The sequence below is a fragment of the Pseudomonas sp. c313 genome, from assembly GCF_055407145.1.
In genome coordinates this window covers 51,317-70,675 of sequence record NZ_JBUZRD010000014.1, presented here as the reverse complement: position 1 = coordinate 70,675, position 19,359 = coordinate 51,317, and the positions used below count along the sequence as shown (strand labels likewise).

Here is a 19,359-nt window from a genome sequence, read left to right as displayed (position 1 = left end):
TGGTGCCGCCGCCCGCTTCTCCTCCCGTAGATGCTGCAGGAGCTGAATCGCTGCTACGTTGTCCCTGAACTTGCTTTTTGCCCCACCTGTGCCAAGTGAGTCCCCCGCGCTGATTGCATAGTCAGTGGGTGTTAAAGCTCGGTGTTCACTTCCTGCAGGGCCAGCACTTCGTGCTCGGTCAGGCCGATCTTCTGCTCCGCTGGCAGGCTGTGCAGTGCTTCCAGCTCCAAGCGTTGCTGCTCCAACACTTTCCCCAGCAGAACGAGTTCCCCCTCGCGCTCCAGTTGCTTCAACTGCGCCGGGGTGTTGAGCGCCCATCGATCCAGAATTTTCCACGACTGTGGGCCGAACGACGGAGACTGACGAATTGCCTTGATCGTCTCCGGACTCAGTTCCCGGGTTGCGATGTCCAACGGTTGGGTTTGATTTGTGATCATGGTGTTCTCCTTGTTCGTCATCGATGTCGAGCCCGGCTTCGAGGGTCTCTATTGCGTCTATGGTTTCTTGAAAGGCGAAATCAAAGCCCATTTGGGCTTGATCGTGGGACGGCCTTTTCCTACGCATCGTACAGTACTCCGTCTAGTTCGTATCATAGTCATTATACGAAATGCGTAACAGAGTACAATTCTTACCAGCATTTGAGTGCAGCCGTCCGCGGATTCAGTAAGCTCTTATGCGTTTGAGGTGTTGGCGTAGCAGCGGGTCGCTGCCACGTACTCAGGGTGAAGGTCGGCCTGCAGTCGCTGTCCGGCAATTAGCCTGCGAGCGGGCTCTGAATCTTGAGACAACACAATCGCAAGGTAGGCAAACAGTAATTCCCGCATCCGGTTGTTTTTACTGCTCATATGGCTAAGCAGCCCGAGTACCGGGTGATTAAGAGGATTGCCGATCAGTGGTTCGCTCTCTGCTCCCAACTGGTCCATCAAGTAAGCCAAATACTCGGTGTTCTCATCCGAAAATTTCCTTTCAGAGCGTTGCTGCCAATCTGAAAATTCTTCAACGACCGTACTGAGTGCGGCCCATGTGGTTGCTTGATTTGGTAGTGATTTGGATTGCATTTGCCATTCCTCCTGACATTTACGGTTGTGCGTGTTGGCGCTCTGCCATTTCGTCAGCCGTCTCGCCATGCAGCGTGTAGAAATCTTTGTCCCGCCAAGCTGCGCAAAGCTCAACAGGAAGACCAGTTATCGCCGCCATAAAAACCTCACAATCGGCGTCGTCGAAAACGGCCATTGAGCCGTTTTGTTTGATGAAGTGGGGGTATGCCTCTTGATCCGCGGCTACCACATCTGCAGGGATCGCTTCAGAAACGAGCCCAATGAGACTGATGTATCTCCAGTGAGCATCATCCAATGATTCGAGTTGATCCGGAGTAGCAGTCTTCAATTTGGCAGTGAATTCTTCTGGTTTCATGGCGTCCCCTTATCATTGGTTCGTATGGCTGCTGATGGACTCGAAGTCCTAGACCCGTCCTAGGTAGCATCATCTCGGTTTGATCGGAGTTGCGACCTGGGCGCGAGTGATGGTTGTCAGTGTTCGGTTGTAGTCAGCACGGATGGCTGCAAGCTCGGCAAGATCCCCCTCCCCTGCTTGACGCCGGTTCATCTTCGATTGCACAAGATTAAGCGTTAGATCGAAGGATGCGCGCTCGGCCTGCGTCCAGGCTCTGGACCTTTCAGTGTCAACATGCATTCGGCCTTGGACGGGGGTTTGCTCCCATCCACTTGTCGACCGAAAATTGTCATAGAGGTCTGTCCCGCTTCGGTTCGTCACGTGCATTCGGTCTACCAAGTTGCAGGATTCCAATCGGTCAACAGTGACCGGGAGTCCTACAAAAGCCAGATCGTGGTTAACGCGGTTGGACCAACGACCAAACCCATTAGCCTCGTGCTGCAGCTCGTAACGATGGTGGATGCTTAAACGGCTAACCAGGTCATTGACGGCCAATACGCGCGCGTCGACGCGGTATCCGGCTGATTGCAGTTTGCTGCAGAGCTTGGCCAAGCTATCTGGATCGCGCATCGTTCCGTCAATGACCAGGTTCCGATGCTCTTTGATTGCCAGGTTTGTAAGCTTTACCGCCCAGCCTGCAGCGTCACGGTGGGTAAGATCTGCTGCATCGCGGTCGTTTTCGCGCATCAGCTTTAATAGATGGGGGTGATACTTGCGCAGCTCATCTGCGTCAATTTTGATGGTGTTACCACCCAGTTCGGCGGTCGCATAGCTGCTGAGTGCTGCTTTTCCCGCACCAGGTTGCCCGCCAAGGATGATTGCCACCGGTTGCTGGACTGGTTTGCTCAGCATCATTGCGTGCTGGGCGATGTCCTCGAAAATAAGGCGATGCTCGTCTGCTTCGAGTCTGAATTGAGACTGATCGTCTTTAGGGAATGTTTGCTGAGGCCTCTCGCCGGCTTTGATTCCTTTAGCAATAGCTAGAGCCTCGATGCGCAGCTCATGAATCGTGAGGGTGTTGTCGCTGACGAGGCCCGCCACCTTGAGGATTTTCTGCATTGCAGCGCGGGTTTTGTCCCAGGCCCGCCCGAGGAACGATCGTTCGTCTTCGGCTACGTACGCGAAGACTTCCTCGGCCCGGTGCATTTCACTTTTGTCACGATAATTTTCGTCAACATAAGCCCAGATATGGCTTAGCGTTGGTTCGTTGCGCGTTTCAAGAACGCGAGCCAGGAGCGTCCTTTTTTCTTCGGGATTGAAGGTGTTGAGCCCATAATGCCCGAGGAGCTCGTGGCGCAAGGTTCGGAGGATGGCCCCTTCGTCACCCATATTGGAAGCGACAATGGCGATGAGTCCTCTTCCTGGGTGGTACGCTCCGTCGATTCGGATTCCGATTTTGTCGCGAGATGCTTGTGGCCCATAAATGTCCTCCTGTTTCGCCCTGACTATACTCCGCAGGGGGATATTTCCATTGTAGTCGGCCAAGAAGCGATCAACGACCTCTTGTGCCTCATCAACGCTCATACCCTTGTTCTGATCGTCCATGGTCAGTCCTTAAATCTGAGCCCGTACCTGGGCGCCGTAATTCGCGATGACTCGATGCACGCTGTCGACGTCATCTATCGAAATTCTGCTTCTCTCAAGAACAAGCTCAGCCTGCTCCTGACGCAATCTATCCAGGAGCTCTTTGTTGGGCTCAGGCTTGGCCCTCTCTTCATGGATTGCCTGAGATCGTGCTGCGATTGCGTTCCCGATGGTTTCCATCGCGCATTCGTATTCTGCGACCTGCTGGCTAGTCAATGGACCTGGCATTTGCGAGCCCTCATGCTGTGGGTTAAATGAGTGATAAATCAGTGCAAAACCGGCAGCGAAAAATAGCGCTGCATGTACCAGTTCGCCGGCGACACTAAAACCGTTACGAGCTGTCAGCACTGCATAGGAAAGGCCAATGAGTAAACTGCCCACCCCCACAGTGGTACGCCAAATCCTCTGTCTATTCATCAGACGCGCTCCGCTGATCCTTGACCAAAGTGAGGGTGTAGGCCTCATTCATCACCCCCATCAGGTTTTCGGCTGTCTCAGGGCTTTCGCAACGGAAAAGCACCAGAGCCCCGAGAATCTTCATCGCCCGGTCAATATGAGCTGGTACAACGACTTCGAGCCGTTCGACGTTGTAGACGTTCGCGAAAGCCACCCCTTCCGTTCCTGTGATGCTTAGCGTTCTGTCTATCGACGCCGAAACGGCCGGTGGTAATGCAGCCTTGTTCTGATCATCGACCATCATCAAGGATACGATGAAGGGTACATGTTGGCCTTTTCCATTCGCCGCGTAATACGCAGGAACAAACTTCATGTCATCTTCGTTGAACATCATTTCTTCTCCCAGCGTTTTACATCAAGCGCTAGGAATGGATCTTTCATGCCGCTCTGCTCATCAAGCGAGCCGAACGCAGCAATATTTTTGGCGCGCTCTTTGAGCCAGTTGTCAAAGATGGATTGTGCTTGGGAATCGGTAACTTTGACGAGCTTTCCATTCTGGGAGAAGAAAACAGGCATCCTGAAAGTTTTGCTGTTGTCGACTGATATAGCAACTTCAAACCAACTGTTATTCCCATCAGCAACTTTGAAGAATTCTGCGTGCATACCCTGAATCAACTGTCGCTGCACACCTTCTTGTTCATGCTGATTTTCTGACTGATCGCAACCCGCAATCAGAATTGCGAGGACAAGAGGAAACAGACGTATAAACATGTATTGCTCCTTTCTCACCAGCCTGGTGGTCGATTTTGGTGTTCGGACTTAGGCACCTTTCTTTTCAAACTCAAACTCTACTTTCCAGTTTTCCCGGTTGAGTTTGAGTTTTGCGGAAAAAGCCCCCTTGGTTTTTGGGCTTGTGAAACCACTCAGTTTGTCGGTGATTCCATCCGTAACGAGGGATTTCAGTTCAGCATCATTCAAGACTCTGCCCAGCAATTCTGAAAATAATTTGAATTGGCACGATGGGCATTCGAGCATCTTCCCTGTGAGAACGAGAATGGTCTGGCATCGAGGACAGTTAAGCGGTGCAAGCGCTGTTTGCACCTTTGTAGAGGTTCCTGATTTTGAAGTTGCTACTCCGGGTTGATCAAAGAGGGGCTTAGTTTTACCAGTTGTGCGATCCAGGGACAGGCGAGCCGAGAATTTCTTTTGTTTTTCACGTCCGACTAAGTTTTGAAGTAATCGCGTTTCGCCCTTTTTCAGTAAGGCTTCAATATCCTTTGCTCCAAGTAGCTTGCCGAAAGCTTCGTGCCAGAGAACAAATTTGCACTGGCTGCAAGCAGTACGTTTACCTTTGTTCTGTAGCTCGCCAGCGCAATTGGGGCAAGGAATTTGCTCCCTTGGTGCAGGTGGTAGGGCTGCCATTTCAGCTACTTTCGCAACTTCAACCACGTCACGAACAAAGCGTTCGGCATACTCCATGAAGGCTGTATGAGTGAGCGTGCCACTTGCGACCTGATCCAGAGATTGTTTGAAGTGTCCCGCCTGTGCAGGATCTTTAACCTTCATCGGTAGAGCGTCGATGAGGTTTCTAGCCTGAGCACTGGTCATCAGTTTTTTCTTGCCCTTCGGCGCTGGTACGAAAAGCTCACGCTTTTTCATGTCCGCAATAATGCCGGCACGGGTCGAGGTCGTTCCGATGCCCTCACCCTCTTTGAGCAGTTTACGAAGCTCCGGATCGACCACGTACCTGTGCACGTTCTTCATCGCATCCAGCAGCATATTGTCATCGAGGCGGGGTGGTGGCGTGGTCATTTGCTCGACTTGTTCGCAAGACAAGCATGCGACAGTGTCCCCTTCATTCAGCGCTGGCAACGTCAGCGTGGGAAGGTTGTCCTCTGCCGGTTCTGCCCCGTCCAAAGGTGGCGGCTCCTGATAGATTGCTTTCCAACCCATTTGCACGGGTGTGGTGCCGCTGGCCGAGAAAACTTCACCTTCAATATCCACCTGCAGCGTTGCGGCCCGGTATTTGTAATCGCTGGCAAATTGAGCCAGGTATGCACGAATGACCAGCTCGTAAACGTTCCGCTCACATTCTGTCCACTCAGCCGGGTTCACCATTTTTTCGGGGATGGAGGGCACGATCCCGTGGTGGGGTGTCGGCTCGCCGGTTGGCGTGCGAACTTTCGCATCATTGAAAGCTGCGGATTTGTGGGAAGGATCGATGAGGTCAGCCAGCTGGTTCAGGTCAGGCCGAATTTGCAGCACTGCCCCGATCACTGCAGCAGCTTCTTCGTGGTGCGCTTCCGACAGGTAGCGGACATCCGTTCTCGGATATGTCATGACTTTGTATGTGTCATACAGCTTCTGAGCCGCTTCCATGACTTCCTGAGCGGAATAGTCATACCGGCTGAAACCTTCCATCTGCAGCTCGTTCATGGAAAGAGGAAGCGGGGGTTTCTTGCTTTTGTCGGTGATAGCGCATTGGGTAACAGAGCCGCTGCGGCCCTTTACCCGTTCTGCGATGGACTGTGCTACTTGAGAGTCAACTACACGCCCATCTTCATCCAGGCCAGACTGATCTGGCCGCGGTGTCCACCGAGCTTGAAAGGGCGGTCCTTCAGGTGGTTGTAGTTGCACAGTAACTACTTGGTAGGCATGAGGCTGGAATTCTTCGATCAGCCTGTCGCGCTCCCTGGCTATGTAGAGCAGTGGCGTCTGTACGCTCCCAACCGGCAGCAACCCCTGCTGCCCTACTTCACGGCCGCGCAAGGTCATCGCCCGAGTGCCATTCATGCCCAGCAACCAATCGTAGCGACTTCGAGCCAGACCCCACCGCCGCCACCCTGTGAAAAGGGGCTCAGTGTTTTCGCGGATATTGGCGAGCGACTCTTTGATCTTATTGGAGTTGTAGTCGTTGATCAGCACCCGCCGCACAGGCTTATGGAACTGGAAATACTCAAGCGCTTCATCAACGAGGCATTGGCCCTCCTCGTCAGGATCGCCGAGGTGGTGAACTACATCACACCACTGCAACAACTCTTTGAGTTTCGCGATACGAGGCTTCTTGCGAGGGTCTGGTAAAAGCTTCCAAGCCCGGGCTGCCGGGATAATCGGCAAATCTGACATCCGCCAGACCTTTTTATTGCCAGCTGTCAAAGGTACATCGTCAGGAAGGTAGTGATCGGGTGGAGCTTGTTGAAACGCGTGGCCATCGAGCCAGATAAACCATTGCTCGCCTCTGCGTGCCCAGCCTGGCCCCCGATCTTCGGTGGTGCCAGGGATGGCCGAATAAATACCCTGAGAAAGCTGAGACTCTTTCTCAGCAATCCACAATACCTTTTCCATTAAAAACTCCTTCCTGAACGAGGCTGAAATCAGCGGTTTTGCGGATTTGCAGAAGGCTGATTCAACTTGCCTTGATTCCGTAGAATGGCTACCATACGGAAAATTATAACCCATTGCTAGGGATCGAGAAAGGACGAAACGATGATTCCAGTTCCAGTGGCTGAGCCGCCTGTACCGGTCTGTATGGTCGAAGCGGCGCGTGATTACAGTTTGCCCTTAAGGGTAATGATCGCTCTTTGGATGACAGAGGGAGGCAGTACCGGGACCTTGAGCCCAAACAAAAATGGCACGGTCGACCACGGACCTTTTCAGATCAATACCGTGTGGGCCCAAAAATTACAGGGCGAATTCGGCGTTTCTCCTCAGATGATCACGCAGAACTTTTGCTGGTCCGCGCGCGCCGCTGCATACATTTTGCGGTACGAGATCAACCAGGCGAATGGCAGCTTCTGGGATGGGGTTGGGCATTACCACTCCAGGACACCGAAGTACAAATACCCGTACATCGAGCGCGTTTATAACAACTCGCTCAAGTTCTAGGAGGATTCATGGCTAGACATGGACAAAATCAGTCCGAAGGTATGGGAGTCGTGTGGCTTGTCATGATCGCCCTGCCACTCGCATTTGGTTGGATGTTTTGGCATCGCTGGCACGGAACCATCAGTTATTGGTCCTTGAAATGGGTTTGGTATCAGCTCGCCGTGTTCGATTGGCCATTCATGCCTGAAGTAATTCGAGAGTGGCGAGCTCATGCCGCGAGCATGGCCATGTACCCTGCACGGGTTACTTTTCCCGAGCTTTTAATCATGCTCAACAAAGCCGGGTATTTCTACATCATCATTCCGCTTGTCATCATTGCCCGTGGCTTTCTTGCAGCTCACCGTCACCCGATGAACAAAACGCGTCGTAAGGTCACGGTTGAAACATTGCCTTGGATCATGTCCAAGCACTCCCCGGCAATTATTCCCTCCCTGTACTACGGCAACCCCCAGACACTTTTGTTGAATGATGATCCGGTCGAGCATCGAAGTGCTGTGCATCCGGAAGAATGGGCTCTTGAACATGGACTGATCGTCAATCACAAACTAGATCGCGAGCGCTGCGGCCAACTCATGATCGATTTTTTAGGTACTCCGGTCGCATCTTTCAATGATTTGAGTCCTACGGAACGCGCCTTGTTCGCAGTGTTTGGCGCACGCCTCTTCTCAGACGGGAAAGATATCCGCGTTGCGCAGCAACTCCTGGACGATCTCAACCGCTCTTGTAACACGGGCACGTTTGAAGGGAAGAAAGGTTATCCGAACCTCGGTTTAACCGACACCGCATTCAAAAAATACGCGGCTCACCCTGACGCTCAGGCTTGGCTCCTCCGTCACCCCTACCCCCGAACGATGCTGTTCGCCATGCACAAGCTCGCATCCAAAAGTGGCAAGTTGCCCTCTTCCCAGTTCCGTTGGTTAAAGGGGATGGACCGGAGCCTTTTCTATGCCTTGAACATCGGCCTGCGCAAGGCTCCTTTTCTTGAGCAAGGTGCTGTTTTCACCCAGATGCAGTGGGAAGAGTACGCAGAAAACGTGGGCTATCGCCTCACAGAGCCTTCCATTGAAGACGCGATTGATGGCGTCGAAAAATACCTCGCCAAACTAGGTTTGATTGCCCGACAAGGAGATACACAATGAAAAATCGCGACAGAATTCGCCAATACGATTCGGCTCTCCACGTTCACTTCGGATCGACCGGCGAGCGCCGCGCTGTTACCGCTCTGTCGTTGAACGACAGTGTCCAGGTTCGTCTCGATGGAAAACGTCTGCTCTGGTCCAACCCTACCCAAGGTGCGAATCACGAGTGCCTGCTTGAGGAGTTCGGATCCGAAGCGCTGGCTGGAAATGCTTTTGAAGCAATGCAACACGCCCTCGACCGTTTCACCCAGCGTCGAGTGTTATTCAGCCGAGTGAAGGGGGCTGTTAAGTGGGGATTACTGCCTGCATTAGGTTTGATCTTCGCCTTGGGCTTGAACATGTACGCAGCCCGAATGACCGGTATCACTTCTCAAGCTGCAGCTGGCAACCCAGGCCAAGTGAATGAGCAACCTGTTTACAACCCGGGGGCAACGCAACCTGGCTTCGTACCGCCACAACAACCTCAGAATCTCCAGAATATGCAGCTAGGCAACATTCCGGGGCTTCCACCAGCTGCTGACCCATCAATCGTTAAGCAAGCCATCAGTGCTGGTACGAAGGCTGGAAAGTACGCTGTACAGCTTTCACAGGGGGGCAAGGGGACGGTTTTCGTGTTCTCTGACCCGTCGTGCCCGCATTGCCGCAATTTTGAACCAGAACTTGAAAAGCTCTCCGCCGACTACACCATTCAGCTTTTCCCGGTATCGGTGATCGGCGGGCCTGAGTCCAGCACCGCGATTGCACAAATGCTTTGTGCCAAGCCAGAAGACCGTGCCAGCTATTGGAAGAAAATCGTCAAGGGTGATCGCATCGATGCGTCTACTTGCCCCGAAGGCGAAGCAGCAGTGGCGGCCAATGACCAGATATTCCGCAAGCTGAATTTCTTGGGCACTCCCACGGTGGTGAACACGAGCGGCGAGCAAACCCCGCTGACCCTTCCCAATACCGCTCGTGCCATTTCGCAATGGCTGGATCAAACAAAGGCGCAGTGAGGATATTCATGGGCAAGTACATCCGGTACACCGATGAATTCCTTGCCCGTGTGCGTGAGGACGCAGACCTGGTGGGGATCATTGGAAGAGACATCACCCTCAAAAAGGCGGGCAAGGCTTTCAAGGCGTGCTGCCCTTTTCATGGAGAGAAAACGCCTTCTTTTGAAGTATCGCCTGAGCGGAACACTTACAAGTGCTACGGGTGTCCCGCGCAAGGTGATGCAATTAAGTGGATGATGGAATTCCACAAGCTTCCTTTTCAAGAGGCTGTTGCCGCAGTCGCGGCAGACTCAGGGATCACAGTCCCAGAATCGCAGACCGACGACTCTGCTGAATCCCAAATGCTTCGAAAGCGCTTGGCATCCCTTTACAAGGCACTGCAAGACGCAGCTCGCTTGTACGCGGGGGGGATCGAGCGTAGTCCCGCAGGTCACCAGTACCTCACTACTACCCGCGGGCTGTCCCAAGAAACGATTACCTCCTACCAGTTAGGCACCGTAGCGACCGGAATCGTTGAGCTTTTGGTGAAACGGCACGACCCAGAAACACTCATCGACTGTGGACTCGCCATCCGTGCAGAGGACGGCCGGCTGTTCGACCGCTTCCGCAACCGGGTCATGATTCCGATCTACAACGAAAGCGCCGCATTGATTGGATTTGCTGGCCGTTCCCTGATCGAGAAGCCCGACCGCACACCCAAGTACCTTAATTCACCTGAGACAGAGCTTTTTCATAAAGGCAACGAGCTGTACGCAATGAACGCCGCCAAGCCCGCCATTCGCAGTGGCCGTCACGCTATCGTGGTTGAAGGCTATTTCGATGTACTCACAGCTCACCAGGCCGGTGACTGCAGAGTCGTCGCACCTATGGGGACCGCCCTTACGAATGCGCAGGCCAGACGGCTTTTCACCAATGCCGACACAGTGACATTTGCTTTCGATGGGGATAAGCCAGGCCGATCTGCCGCCTTACGTGCCTCAGCAGTCGTTCTTGAGGAAATACGCGACGGTAAAACCGTCCAATTTCTGTTTCTACCGGAAGGCAGTGACCCCGATCAGCTGATCAGGACGCATGGCCTGGACGCATGGAACCAAGCTTTGGAGGCTGCGTATCCCTTGAGTCGATTTTTAGCCGACTACGTCAAGCACGGCCTGGACATGGAAGTACCCGAATCCCAGGTACGCGCTGCTGAGAAGGCACGCAAAATACTCGCCCGCGTTCGTGAGGCAACCCTCTATAAACAGGCTCTTACCGCTCAGTTTGAAAGAACGATCGGTATGGCGTTGCCCGCCTAGGAGATCACTAGATGTCTCTCGACTCACAGCACGAGATCAAACCTGGACGCATATCAAGGGACGTACGCAGCTCTTGGACCAGGTTCAATGTTGCACTGTATCGCCCGAACAATTTCAAGCTGGCACTGTTAGCCATTGCTGGCCTGCTGTTCTATCAACCAGTCCTGTGGCCCGTCTGGATCCTGTTTTTGTCCATGCTGATCATGGCTTTCAAGGATCAGAAGTTCCGTATGCCTATCCGGATGCCCAAAGACATCGGCGGATTGGATCGAACGGATTATTACGAGGAGTTGGTTGAGGAAAATTTCCTCTGGGGCTTACTCACAAAATCGCGACTTTTTCGCAAGCTGTTAGCAGCCGGGGGCATCATGTACCTCGGGTTCCTACGTACGCCCAACACAGACGGTATTGCGGCGAGCGCTGACGAAGGCCGGGAGCTTTGGTTAAACAACTCTGACTGCCGTACCCATCTGTTTTTGCCTGGCACCACAGGTTCGGGAAAAAGTGAAACCCTGATGGGCATGTACTACAACGCCATTTGCTGGGGTACTGGAGCATCGTACGGGGACGGAAAAGCAGACTCCAACCTGGCGTTCTGTCTATGGTCGTTAGCTCGCAGGCATGGGCGTGAGGACGACTTCCTCATCCTCAACTACCTCACCGGTGGCATGGATCCCTTCGAGCACATGGTGGCCAGGGAATCTGGCCTTCATGCAATGAATCAGCCTCAATCAAATTCCATGAACCCGTTCGGGGATGCCGCAGCTGACTTCCTGTTGCAACTGATGGCATCGCTGCTCCCTGTCGCCAGCGGTGACGGTGCTCAATGGCAGCAGAAAGCGCTCAACATGATTGACGCCCTTCTGCGTACGCTCTGTTACAAGCGTGCTAAAGGTGAACTTGAGATTTCCATCGGGGTGATCCGCCATTACCTCGCTCTCCAAAACCTGGTGCAATTTTACATCGAGGGTCAGCAAGGGCTGATTCCTGAGCTGGCCTATCTGCCAATCAAAGCCTACTTTGAAACCGGCTTGCCAGGTTTCAATCCGCAGCTCGCTGGAGATCCGTCGAAGTGGGATGCAGAGGTGTTCAACCAGCACGGTTATTTGACCGGTCAGTTTGCACGCACCCTGTCGATGATGATGGATACGTACGGTCATATCTTCGCGGACAAGTTTCCCGAAATAGACATGCTGGATGTACTTCTCAATGACCGGCTGATTGCCGTCATGATCCCGACTCTCGAAAAGTCAGCTTCAGAGGCTGCATCGCTGGGCAAGCTCTACATCTCTTCAATCCGTTTGATGATGGCCCAGAATCTTGGCTACCGCTTAGAGGGTACCCGCGCAGACGTCCTGGATACCAAGGCTACCAATGCCCCTAATCCGTACCTGATCATCAGTGATGAGCTGGCCTACTACTTTGCTGCAGGCATCGCTGTAATGTTTGCTCAGGCGCGAAGCCTTGGCTTCATGATGGTCGCCGCCGTGCAAGATATTCAGGGGCTTAAACGAGGCGAGGCTGCCGACGAGGCACCTTCCATGCTTGCCAACACCAAAGTGAAATGGGTGCTGGCCTTGGAAGACCCTGAAGATACGTACGACTACATTCGCAAGGCGGGTGGGGAGGCTTATTACAGCGTTCTCACCGGGTACGACCAGAACACCGGTGGTGCTTACCAGGCTCAAGGTGCCGCGAACATCGAACGCCGCAACAAGATCGAGCTTGGCGAACTGAAAAAGCTGCAGGCCGGCGAGGGAATGCTGATCTTCAAGGACGCGGTAATTCCAGCATCGAGCTTCTACATTCCTGACGATCACAAAAAAACCAGCAAGCTATCTGCCCGCATCAATCGCTTCCTACAGATCGAGCGGCCGGAGTACAGCCGCTTGCCCCAAAGTGCCGAGCGTATCAGTAAGCAGGACACCCACTCAGTCGACTACATCGCCGCTCAACTTCGCCGGGTTGAGAAACCCTACTACCCGGCCCTCGATGACCCGATCTTGGACCAGGTTGTAGCAACAGCTCGGCACCTGGACAGTATCCAGCGTTTCGACGTTCCTGCTGAGCAGCGTGGTATTGCGTTGTTCCAGGCAGCAAGAAAAGCGCTACATGCAGCGGAAGCGCAAGGACTCACAGGATATTTCCATCAACCTAAACCTGATCTGGAGCCCGAGGAAATGCTCGGCGACGATGGGGAGGATTTTGAAATCCCTGAAGATGCATATGATTAATAAGGGGGCACGATGACAGCGATCAAGCTGGGCAATGACTTTTGGAAACTGACCAAGGACCAGGTCGAGCTGCCTATTTACTGGCGTCCTGATGCAGTGTCGAATCACCACGTCGGAGTTGCAGGGACCTCGGGTGCCGGCAAGACGCACTGGATCAGGGAATTTGTTACCAACATGGACGATCAGGTAGAGATCGACATCTTCGACTATCACGGAGACATCGAAATACCTGGTGCAGAAACTGTACTTTTCAGTGAGGCGACACGCTACGGATTTAACCCGCTGGTATTGAACACCGACCCCCATTACGGCGGCGTGCGCAGGGCTGTGAATGATGTGATTGAAGCAATGAACAGTACTTCCAGGAAGCTTGGTGGCAACCAGGAAGGTGTGCTACGGCACCTTCTAACGGATGCCTACGCAGCCCGCGGAATATATGTTGATAAGCCTCACACATGGCAGCGCCGTGAGGCGACGGATGACGAAATCAAAGACATCATCCAGCACAAGCGCTGGGCCGAGCTGAAAGGCGTTTACCCTACCCTTTCCGACGTCGTGAGGCTGGCCAAACGGAAGTTGCGCGCCCTTTGGATGGGAATTGATGACCAGGATGACGGTAAACAAGCTCTGAGCTGCTTCGAAGACTACTGCAGAACAATGGCTGCGATGAACAAGCGACGTTCAGATCTGGCCAAGTCACAGGGGCGAAACGACGACTCCGATATCGAAGCTCTGGAAAAACGGCTTGATACAGCGAAGACGAAGGCCGCTGAAGCTCACCAAACGTTCTTGAACAACCTGCAGACCGGGCGAGAGTTTGATGATGCGATGAAGTACCACAGCAAGGATGTAATGCTGAGCGTCATTACTCGACTGGAGAACCTGATCGCAACCGGAATTTTCAATCCAAATCCCCCACCGTTCGGCAACGCTCGGATTCGCCGGCACAACATCAAACCCCTCGCCCAGTCCGAGGATGAATTGAAGATGTTCGTCAGGTTCCGGATGCGCGCAATCATCCGGGAGATGATGCAGCGTGGGGAATCCCATGGAAAACTTCGCCGCTTGATCGTCCTGGATGAGTCAAAAAAATTCAATGACGAAGACGCCTCGAATCCGATCAACGTTGTCGTTACGGAGATGCGTAAATTCGGCCTTGCAATACTTCTGGCAGGTCAGTCCCCTGCGCACTTCAGCTCCGATTTCATCAAGAATGCAGGCACGCTTTTGCTGCTCAACCTTGCTACTGCCGACTGGGATGAGGCTGCTCGCAAACTGAAGATCGATATCAAAGATTTGAAGTACCTTCGTCCTCAAACAAGCGGTGCGGTACGCATGCTTGAAAAAGGCCAGATCGCCAATTTCCGCCAAATTCACTTCTAAACGAGGCATGGAGTCGCTATGAACCCAGTGTTGTTGAACCTTATTCGCAGTATCCGCCGACTCAGCATGGTTGTGGCCTACGTTGTCATATTCGGGCTCATTTTCTACGGAATGGCATTGCAATTCAGCGGCCGAGAGCTCGAGCGCGGCCTGATGGAGTCGGCCCTGAATTGTGCATTTGTAGCGTTGGGAATAAAACTGCTGATCGACATCTTTTTTGGTGACAAGTTGAAGGTGAAAGCTTAATGTACGTATGTACGTATGTACGCATATAAGCGGTGATGGGGCGGCTACCCCGGATCAGAGATGTCTAGGAGCGTTACATGTCTTTAAAAATACCTTGCAGCAATATTTCACAAGCTCTCGCAGAGCTTCAACCAGGTGAATCACTGCTGATTCCCTGCAATGGGAAGACCATTCAAGTTACTCAGTCCAGCATCACGTCGATGCTCAAAAAGCGGAAACTGGTCATGGCAGAATTCTCCCAGAGAAAGACGCTCCTGATTCGGGATGAGAACACCCTTCCCGATCCGCTGATTCTTGTTACCAGGCAAAGTGTGCGGAGCGTGCCTTCAGCTGCCTGAGTGGGGCTAGAGTCCTCTACAGCGGATCGCCCTGCTACATGGGGCACCGCTGAAATAAGAAGTTTAAACGCGCTAACGCGGCAAGCCAAAAACCGGCGCTTCGGGTCGCCGGTTTTTTTTCGTCTGGCAATTGCTGCCGGCGCATTTTCCGTGACCTTTTGGCTACCGAAAGAATCCACAGAATAGTGCCCTTGGGGGACGATAGAGAAAACGGAAAAAATCGTACGCTAAGCATACGGCCTGTCAGGTTGGGGCTATAGAGGTTGACGCCAAAGCGTCAGAAAAATGCACAAAGCGGCCCTACTCTGACGCTACGCCAAGGGTTTAGAGCTGATCAGAGGGGGCACGCTACTGGAGAAATTCGTCATCCTGATAGAATCGTACTAGCTACTCATAACATCCCTCTGAGAATTGGCATGAACCCAGAATTAACTGAAGAAGAGATGCGCCGGGCGCTGTTCGGTGGTGGCGAGCAAGTTGCGCAGGGCAGTGCGCCTCCAGTGCAAAAGCCTCTCTCGGATATCGTGATCACGCAGTCGGCGAAGGCGGCAGAGAAAAAGAAAATCGCGAAAGCATTCACGCCCAGGCTGAGAGTCACGCTGCGGGTGGGCAATGAATTTGAAGGCAAGACGCACGAGATGGTCCATGAGGCCGATACGTTGAGTACCCTCCTAGCTGAGCAAGAAGCTACTAAGGCGGCTAGGAAAAAATTCCGATTTGTCGAAGTGGTTTCGATCAAGTCGATGTAAGTGGATTTTCACGAGGCTTGCGGGCTAGGCGTTGTTGGTGGCTAACCCGAACGATCTCTCTGGGAAGGGCCCCTCCGGCCTGACGTCACTGGCGGCAATCGACCCAGGCTGTGTGAAAACGTTTTAGAGCAAGTTCGACAGTCAGAATCGGAATGAAAGTCTCGTTCCTACGCAAACTTCAGGTCTGCTGACTAACCAAAACACTGGCAGATTTTACGTAGCAACGCAGACTTCAAAACGGGGCATGCGTTTTTACACAGCCTGGGCCGATTGCTGTCTGTAGTCCGCGCCCGCACGCTGCGGTTTATTTGTTGATCAGATCGATTAAGCCCGCTCCCTGGTTTTTCACATTCCCCACAGCCTTATCGACGGCAAGTGGCTTTGAGTGCGATTTCGCGGGCGCTGTGGGGAAACGGGGCGCCGAAGACTAGCGCGGGGCAGCAGATATGAGAAGTGGTTGCTGGACTCTGCCAAAGCTCGTCAATTTAGGTTCGAATGGCCACGCCCGCGTGCATGACCACCCTAGCCTTACATCCTCGTCAAGACGACAGCAACGCAAAGCACCAGTACAACAGCGGTTACTGGAGCAAGGCCGGCAGTGCAAAGCACGCCAACCACGCCGCCGAACGCCGTAAGGCGTTGGGGTAAAGCTGCTGAACCAGCTTGTTCAGAAATGCGCATGGCAATCCTCCCTAGCTGTTCTCCCAGTCTCATAAAGCAGTTGGCAAGGAGGTTCAGACTGCGCTGTCAATTTCCTGTTTCCCGGTTGCCCGGGGCTTTCCAGCGAGGGTGGCGACAGCGACCCAACTGGCCTTGTGCAGCAAGCCACCGTTAGGCGCCATTGCTGTCATTCTGTTGTCATTACTTAGCCAAAGCAGCCCATTTAATCTCGCTAATCGCTTGATTTATAGGCTTATATTTTGTGGAATTTTTAACCCTCTAAGCCGAGCGCAGCGGGGCTGAAAGATGATAGCGCAAAGCTATCAATCGTTGACTTGGAAAGCAAGTTGCAAACCCGCCTTCTCCACAGCGCGGGCGTGCAATGCCGCATCGCTCTGCAAGGCATCTTGGAATCGCCCCAGCGCATTAATGTACTCGATCAGCAGGGCGTGATACTGCACCAGTGTCACCTGGGACGACGCTATCCCTTGGCTCTGTAGGTAGGGATCGATGATTTGCATTACCTCTGCGTCCGATCGTTTGTCGTTGACGAGGTAATAGATCAAGTTCGCATTGTTTTTGCGGTAATCGCGGGATTCGGCAGCCCCGGTATGGAGCAGGCCGCATCGCGCTGCCCACAGGTCGTTAGCGGTGTATGGCAGCGGCTGACCGGAAATAAAGTAGGCGTCTACCCAGGCCTTAAAATCTTTTCCCTCGCTTTCGTGACCGACTGTGGTGAGCCATGCCATCTTGTCAATAGACGAAAACATGGCCGCCAGCGCATGCGTGAAGAGATTGTTTACCCGCAGTACAGTGACTGCTCGCATGTCATCTTCAAGCGTCCGGTTTAGCTTCGTATCCAGCACCTGTTTCGCTTGGGTCATCCTGATTCCTATCTATCGGGTTGAGTTGCCAAAGCGTCTCGGCTTTGCTTCCCGCCTTTGTATCAGCTGCAGATACCCAGCGACCAGACATCCTAGCGAACAAAGTCCAGTCGCTACAGCCCATCTGCGTTGCCATGCACATGGTGGCTCGCCTGCAGGTATCAGCATCGAGGCATAGGTGTGGCGCGGGTGGTACGGCCGCCGGAAAAGAAGAGGTTAACAGTTATTCAATAACGGCAGCTTTCGACCCTTTGCAGAAATTCATAACGATTAAGCGGCGCCTTGTTAACTTCTTGTGTATACATTTGATATGTAACTTGCAAATTTGTCACTCAGTCCGTTATCTAAGTATATGAAGTAGCATGTGCACCTATTAATTTCTTCAGGTTTGCAGAGGCATTGTTTGAGCATTTCAATTTTTTGGCCTCCTGCATTTAGGATTGTTCTTCCATCAAATGGAAAAAATACTGCTAGACGATACTCATCTTCATCTTTAAAAGATAAGTGCTTCATAAAAACGCTATTATGTGGATCTGTCATGTTGAGCAATGGATTCACATCGTAATAAGTGACAGGTCGGTGTTCTACTTGACAGCCATGATCTTTAGGGAAAACAAACTCTAGAAATTCAGTTAGGCTGTCAACGTTAAACTCAAGGCATACATCTGCATCAAATTTATTATATAATTCCGGGGCGTCTTTTTTACTGCTGAAACATATGCAATAACAAAGCCTGGTCGGTAAATTTAATTTTAGATTCGATGCGAACTCTTCAGCCTGTATTTCGTGATCATTGATGCTTAATGTTATTGCTCCCGGCTCATATTCGTACTCTTTGCGCTCTTCTAAGTCTCTAATTTTTTCATTCTCCAGGCGCCCATAATGTCGAATATCACATAGGCGAAGTGTACCGCCACCTTCTATAAGTCCAGATAGGAACTCACTTTTTCCGTATAAATATTTAATTGTGCTCATTGTAGACTGGGCTCGTAGTGAGTTGATTTTGACGATTGAGTTAAAGGGCGCGTACTAACCCTTTTAGATATAAAGCTCTCAATTAGCAGAGTAAATCTGCTGAATGCGCTCATCAGTACTCAGTCTGGGTATTCCGCCTCTTCTTTGGATTGACTGCTGTGCCAATTCGACCACATCTTGATTTCATGGCGGCACTGTTCCTGTGAGATTGTGCGTGGCCTAATAATATTAATCTCGGCTGGGTCAACAGCGAAAACATACCGAAGGGCACTCTCAAGAATAACCTGGCGAAAAAAAACTGCTTCTTGCCAGTTGAGAGTCGTGCCTTTTGGAGGTGGACGCACCCCCAGCCTTGTGTAAAGAAGGTGCTTAGGACTGAGCGGGAGTATTATTTGCACTCCTGGTGTGGCCCATCCGCCGTCCAGGTAATACTCACCTCTCGCATTGAAAGAAATTTTAACTAAAGGATTGTCACTTGTAGGCCAAGTCATTCCTGGCGGTGCGTGTAAGATCGTCCAGCGGTATTTTGGCAACCGATGAATGGTATGGGTTAGCACATGGCGCAATTGCCAAATCCACATCTTCCTACCATTCAGTGCTGTTACCTGCACCCCTTCCGTACCCTCAGCATTCGTAACGCGTGAAACCTTGATTGGCAGCTTGTTCTCAGCGTCGTCGGCAGGATGGGATTGCAGCTTAATACCAGCCTTTGCCGCTGCTTTGAGCTTGGCTAGTGACTTTTCCAGCGTATCAGTGATCAAGCTTGGCAGGGTCTTTTGTTGTCTTTCGGTAAACTGGTGGAGCCCAGATGGTGTTCTAACAGACTGGGCTACAGCGAAGCGAAACAAATTATGCCAATCCTCAGGCTCAATACGATGCCCTATCACTACCTTAGCAATCGAAACAGTCGCCGGACTTTCGAAGTCTCGGTCAAGCCAGCGTTCGACTTCGTCAGTGTCTGCGGTTCCTGAATAGTAAGTATACAAATGTTGATGTTTAGCAATACTGCCGGGAGAGTGATTTTTCCACATCTCGCAATTTTCATGCGGCACTAATAATCGGTAAGTGGGTATTTCGCCTTCAATTGCCCACTGTTTGAGATACGCCTGCGGGACATAGTGATTGTCTTTCTTAAGGTGCCTCACCG

General features: G+C 52.3%; 21 protein-coding genes. 10 read left to right on the top strand and 11 right to left on the bottom strand.

Translation table 11 applies throughout. The annotated features are described in order from the left end of the window. Window positions 1–131 precede the first annotated feature (131 nt). The 8 genes from ACZRKZ_RS24800 to ACZRKZ_RS24765 form a co-directional block, all read right to left on the bottom strand. Complete coding sequence (locus ACZRKZ_RS24800) at window positions 132–437, bottom strand: hypothetical protein (RefSeq protein WP_463983044.1); 306 nt, start codon at window positions 435–437, stop codon at window positions 132–134. Between the two features lie 234 nt (window positions 438–671). Further along, on the bottom strand, window positions 672–1,058 hold the full coding sequence (locus tag ACZRKZ_RS24795; protein WP_463983043.1) for a hypothetical protein: 387 nt from the start codon (window positions 1,056–1,058) through the stop codon (window positions 672–674). A gap of 19 nt (window positions 1,059–1,077) precedes the next feature. After that, window positions 1,078–1,413: a hypothetical protein gene (locus ACZRKZ_RS24790; protein ID WP_463983042.1), complete on the bottom strand. Its 336-nt coding sequence runs from the start codon at window positions 1,411–1,413 to the stop codon at window positions 1,078–1,080. 69 nt (window positions 1,414–1,482) lie between these two features. Then, entirely contained in the window at window positions 1,483–2,997 is a 1,515-nt protein-coding gene (locus ACZRKZ_RS24785; RefSeq protein WP_463983041.1) for a zeta toxin family protein, read from the bottom strand. A gap of 9 nt (window positions 2,998–3,006) precedes the next feature. Then, on the bottom strand, window positions 3,007–3,453 hold the full coding sequence (locus tag ACZRKZ_RS24780) for a hypothetical protein (protein WP_463983040.1): 447 nt from the start codon (window positions 3,451–3,453) through the stop codon (window positions 3,007–3,009). Further along, complete coding sequence (locus ACZRKZ_RS24775; protein WP_228761519.1) at window positions 3,446–3,826, bottom strand: hypothetical protein; 381 nt, start codon at window positions 3,824–3,826, stop codon at window positions 3,446–3,448. Before ACZRKZ_RS24775 ends, ACZRKZ_RS24780 begins: the two co-directional genes overlap by 8 nt. Beyond that, window positions 3,823–4,203 (bottom strand): hypothetical protein, encoded by a 381-nt coding sequence (locus ACZRKZ_RS24770; RefSeq protein ID WP_463983039.1) that lies wholly within the window; start codon window positions 4,201–4,203, stop codon window positions 3,823–3,825. Before ACZRKZ_RS24770 ends, ACZRKZ_RS24775 begins: the two co-directional genes overlap by 4 nt. A 48-nt stretch (window positions 4,204–4,251) precedes the next feature. Then, on the bottom strand, window positions 4,252–6,777 hold the full coding sequence (locus tag ACZRKZ_RS24765; RefSeq protein WP_463983038.1) for a type IA DNA topoisomerase: 2,526 nt from the start codon (window positions 6,775–6,777) through the stop codon (window positions 4,252–4,254). Between the two features lie 141 nt (window positions 6,778–6,918). Between ACZRKZ_RS24765 and ACZRKZ_RS24760 the strand changes: the two genes are divergently transcribed. From ACZRKZ_RS24760 to ACZRKZ_RS24715, 10 genes are all read left to right on the top strand, one after another. Next, window positions 6,919–7,317: a lytic transglycosylase domain-containing protein gene (locus ACZRKZ_RS24760; protein ID WP_172689287.1), complete on the top strand. Its 399-nt coding sequence runs from the start codon at window positions 6,919–6,921 to the stop codon at window positions 7,315–7,317. A gap of 8 nt (window positions 7,318–7,325) precedes the next feature. Continuing rightward, on the top strand, window positions 7,326–8,456 hold the full coding sequence (locus ACZRKZ_RS24755) for a secretion/conjugation apparatus DotM-related subunit (protein ID WP_463983037.1): 1,131 nt from the start codon (window positions 7,326–7,328) through the stop codon (window positions 8,454–8,456). After that, a complete protein-coding gene (locus ACZRKZ_RS24750; RefSeq protein ID WP_463983036.1) occupies window positions 8,453–9,448 on the top strand; it encodes a DsbC family protein in 996 nt (331 codons plus the stop codon). The genes ACZRKZ_RS24755 and ACZRKZ_RS24750 overlap by 4 nt, the downstream gene beginning before the upstream one ends. Before the next feature lie 8 nt (window positions 9,449–9,456). Beyond that, window positions 9,457–10,743, top strand: a complete 1,287-nt coding sequence (gene dnaG, locus ACZRKZ_RS24745) for a DNA primase (RefSeq protein ID WP_463983035.1) — start codon at window positions 9,457–9,459, stop codon at window positions 10,741–10,743. 11 nt (window positions 10,744–10,754) lie between these two features. Further along, window positions 10,755–12,977, top strand: a complete 2,223-nt coding sequence (locus tag ACZRKZ_RS24740; RefSeq protein WP_138962867.1) for a TraM recognition domain-containing protein — start codon at window positions 10,755–10,757, stop codon at window positions 12,975–12,977. 12 nt (window positions 12,978–12,989) lie between these two features. Further along, window positions 12,990–14,360 carry a helicase HerA domain-containing protein gene (locus ACZRKZ_RS24735; protein WP_463983034.1) on the top strand — a complete coding sequence of 457 codons (1,371 nt, stop codon included), beginning with the start codon at window positions 12,990–12,992 and terminating at the stop codon, window positions 14,358–14,360. Window positions 14,361–14,378: 18 nt separating this feature from the next. Continuing rightward, entirely contained in the window at window positions 14,379–14,606 is a 228-nt protein-coding gene (locus ACZRKZ_RS24730) for a hypothetical protein (RefSeq protein WP_172689279.1), read from the top strand. A gap of 77 nt (window positions 14,607–14,683) precedes the next feature. Continuing rightward, window positions 14,684–14,944, top strand: coding sequence for a hypothetical protein (locus tag ACZRKZ_RS24725; RefSeq protein WP_463983033.1), 261 nt, complete (start codon window positions 14,684–14,686; stop codon window positions 14,942–14,944). 416 nt (window positions 14,945–15,360) lie between these two features. After that, a complete protein-coding gene (locus ACZRKZ_RS24720) occupies window positions 15,361–15,693 on the top strand; it encodes a hypothetical protein (RefSeq protein WP_177031951.1) in 333 nt (110 codons plus the stop codon). A 513-nt stretch (window positions 15,694–16,206) separates the two neighbouring features. After that, the gene (locus tag ACZRKZ_RS24715; protein ID WP_463983032.1) at window positions 16,207–16,341 is read left to right on the top strand and encodes a hypothetical protein; all 135 of its coding nucleotides are present in this window, start codon (window positions 16,207–16,209) and stop codon (window positions 16,339–16,341) included. A gap of 335 nt (window positions 16,342–16,676) precedes the next feature. Here ACZRKZ_RS24715 and ACZRKZ_RS24710 read toward each other — a convergent pair whose 3' ends face one another. From ACZRKZ_RS24710 to ACZRKZ_RS24700, 3 genes are all read right to left on the bottom strand, one after another. Continuing rightward, on the bottom strand, window positions 16,677–17,237 hold the full coding sequence (locus ACZRKZ_RS24710; protein ID WP_463983031.1) for a hypothetical protein: 561 nt from the start codon (window positions 17,235–17,237) through the stop codon (window positions 16,677–16,679). Between the two features lie 285 nt (window positions 17,238–17,522). Continuing rightward, window positions 17,523–18,212: a hypothetical protein gene (locus ACZRKZ_RS24705; protein WP_463983030.1), complete on the bottom strand. Its 690-nt coding sequence runs from the start codon at window positions 18,210–18,212 to the stop codon at window positions 17,523–17,525. A 119-nt stretch (window positions 18,213–18,331) separates the two neighbouring features. Continuing rightward, window positions 18,332–19,357, bottom strand: a complete 1,026-nt coding sequence (locus tag ACZRKZ_RS24700; protein WP_463983029.1) for a DUF4238 domain-containing protein — start codon at window positions 19,355–19,357, stop codon at window positions 18,332–18,334. Window positions 19,358–19,359: the final 2 nt, after the last annotated feature.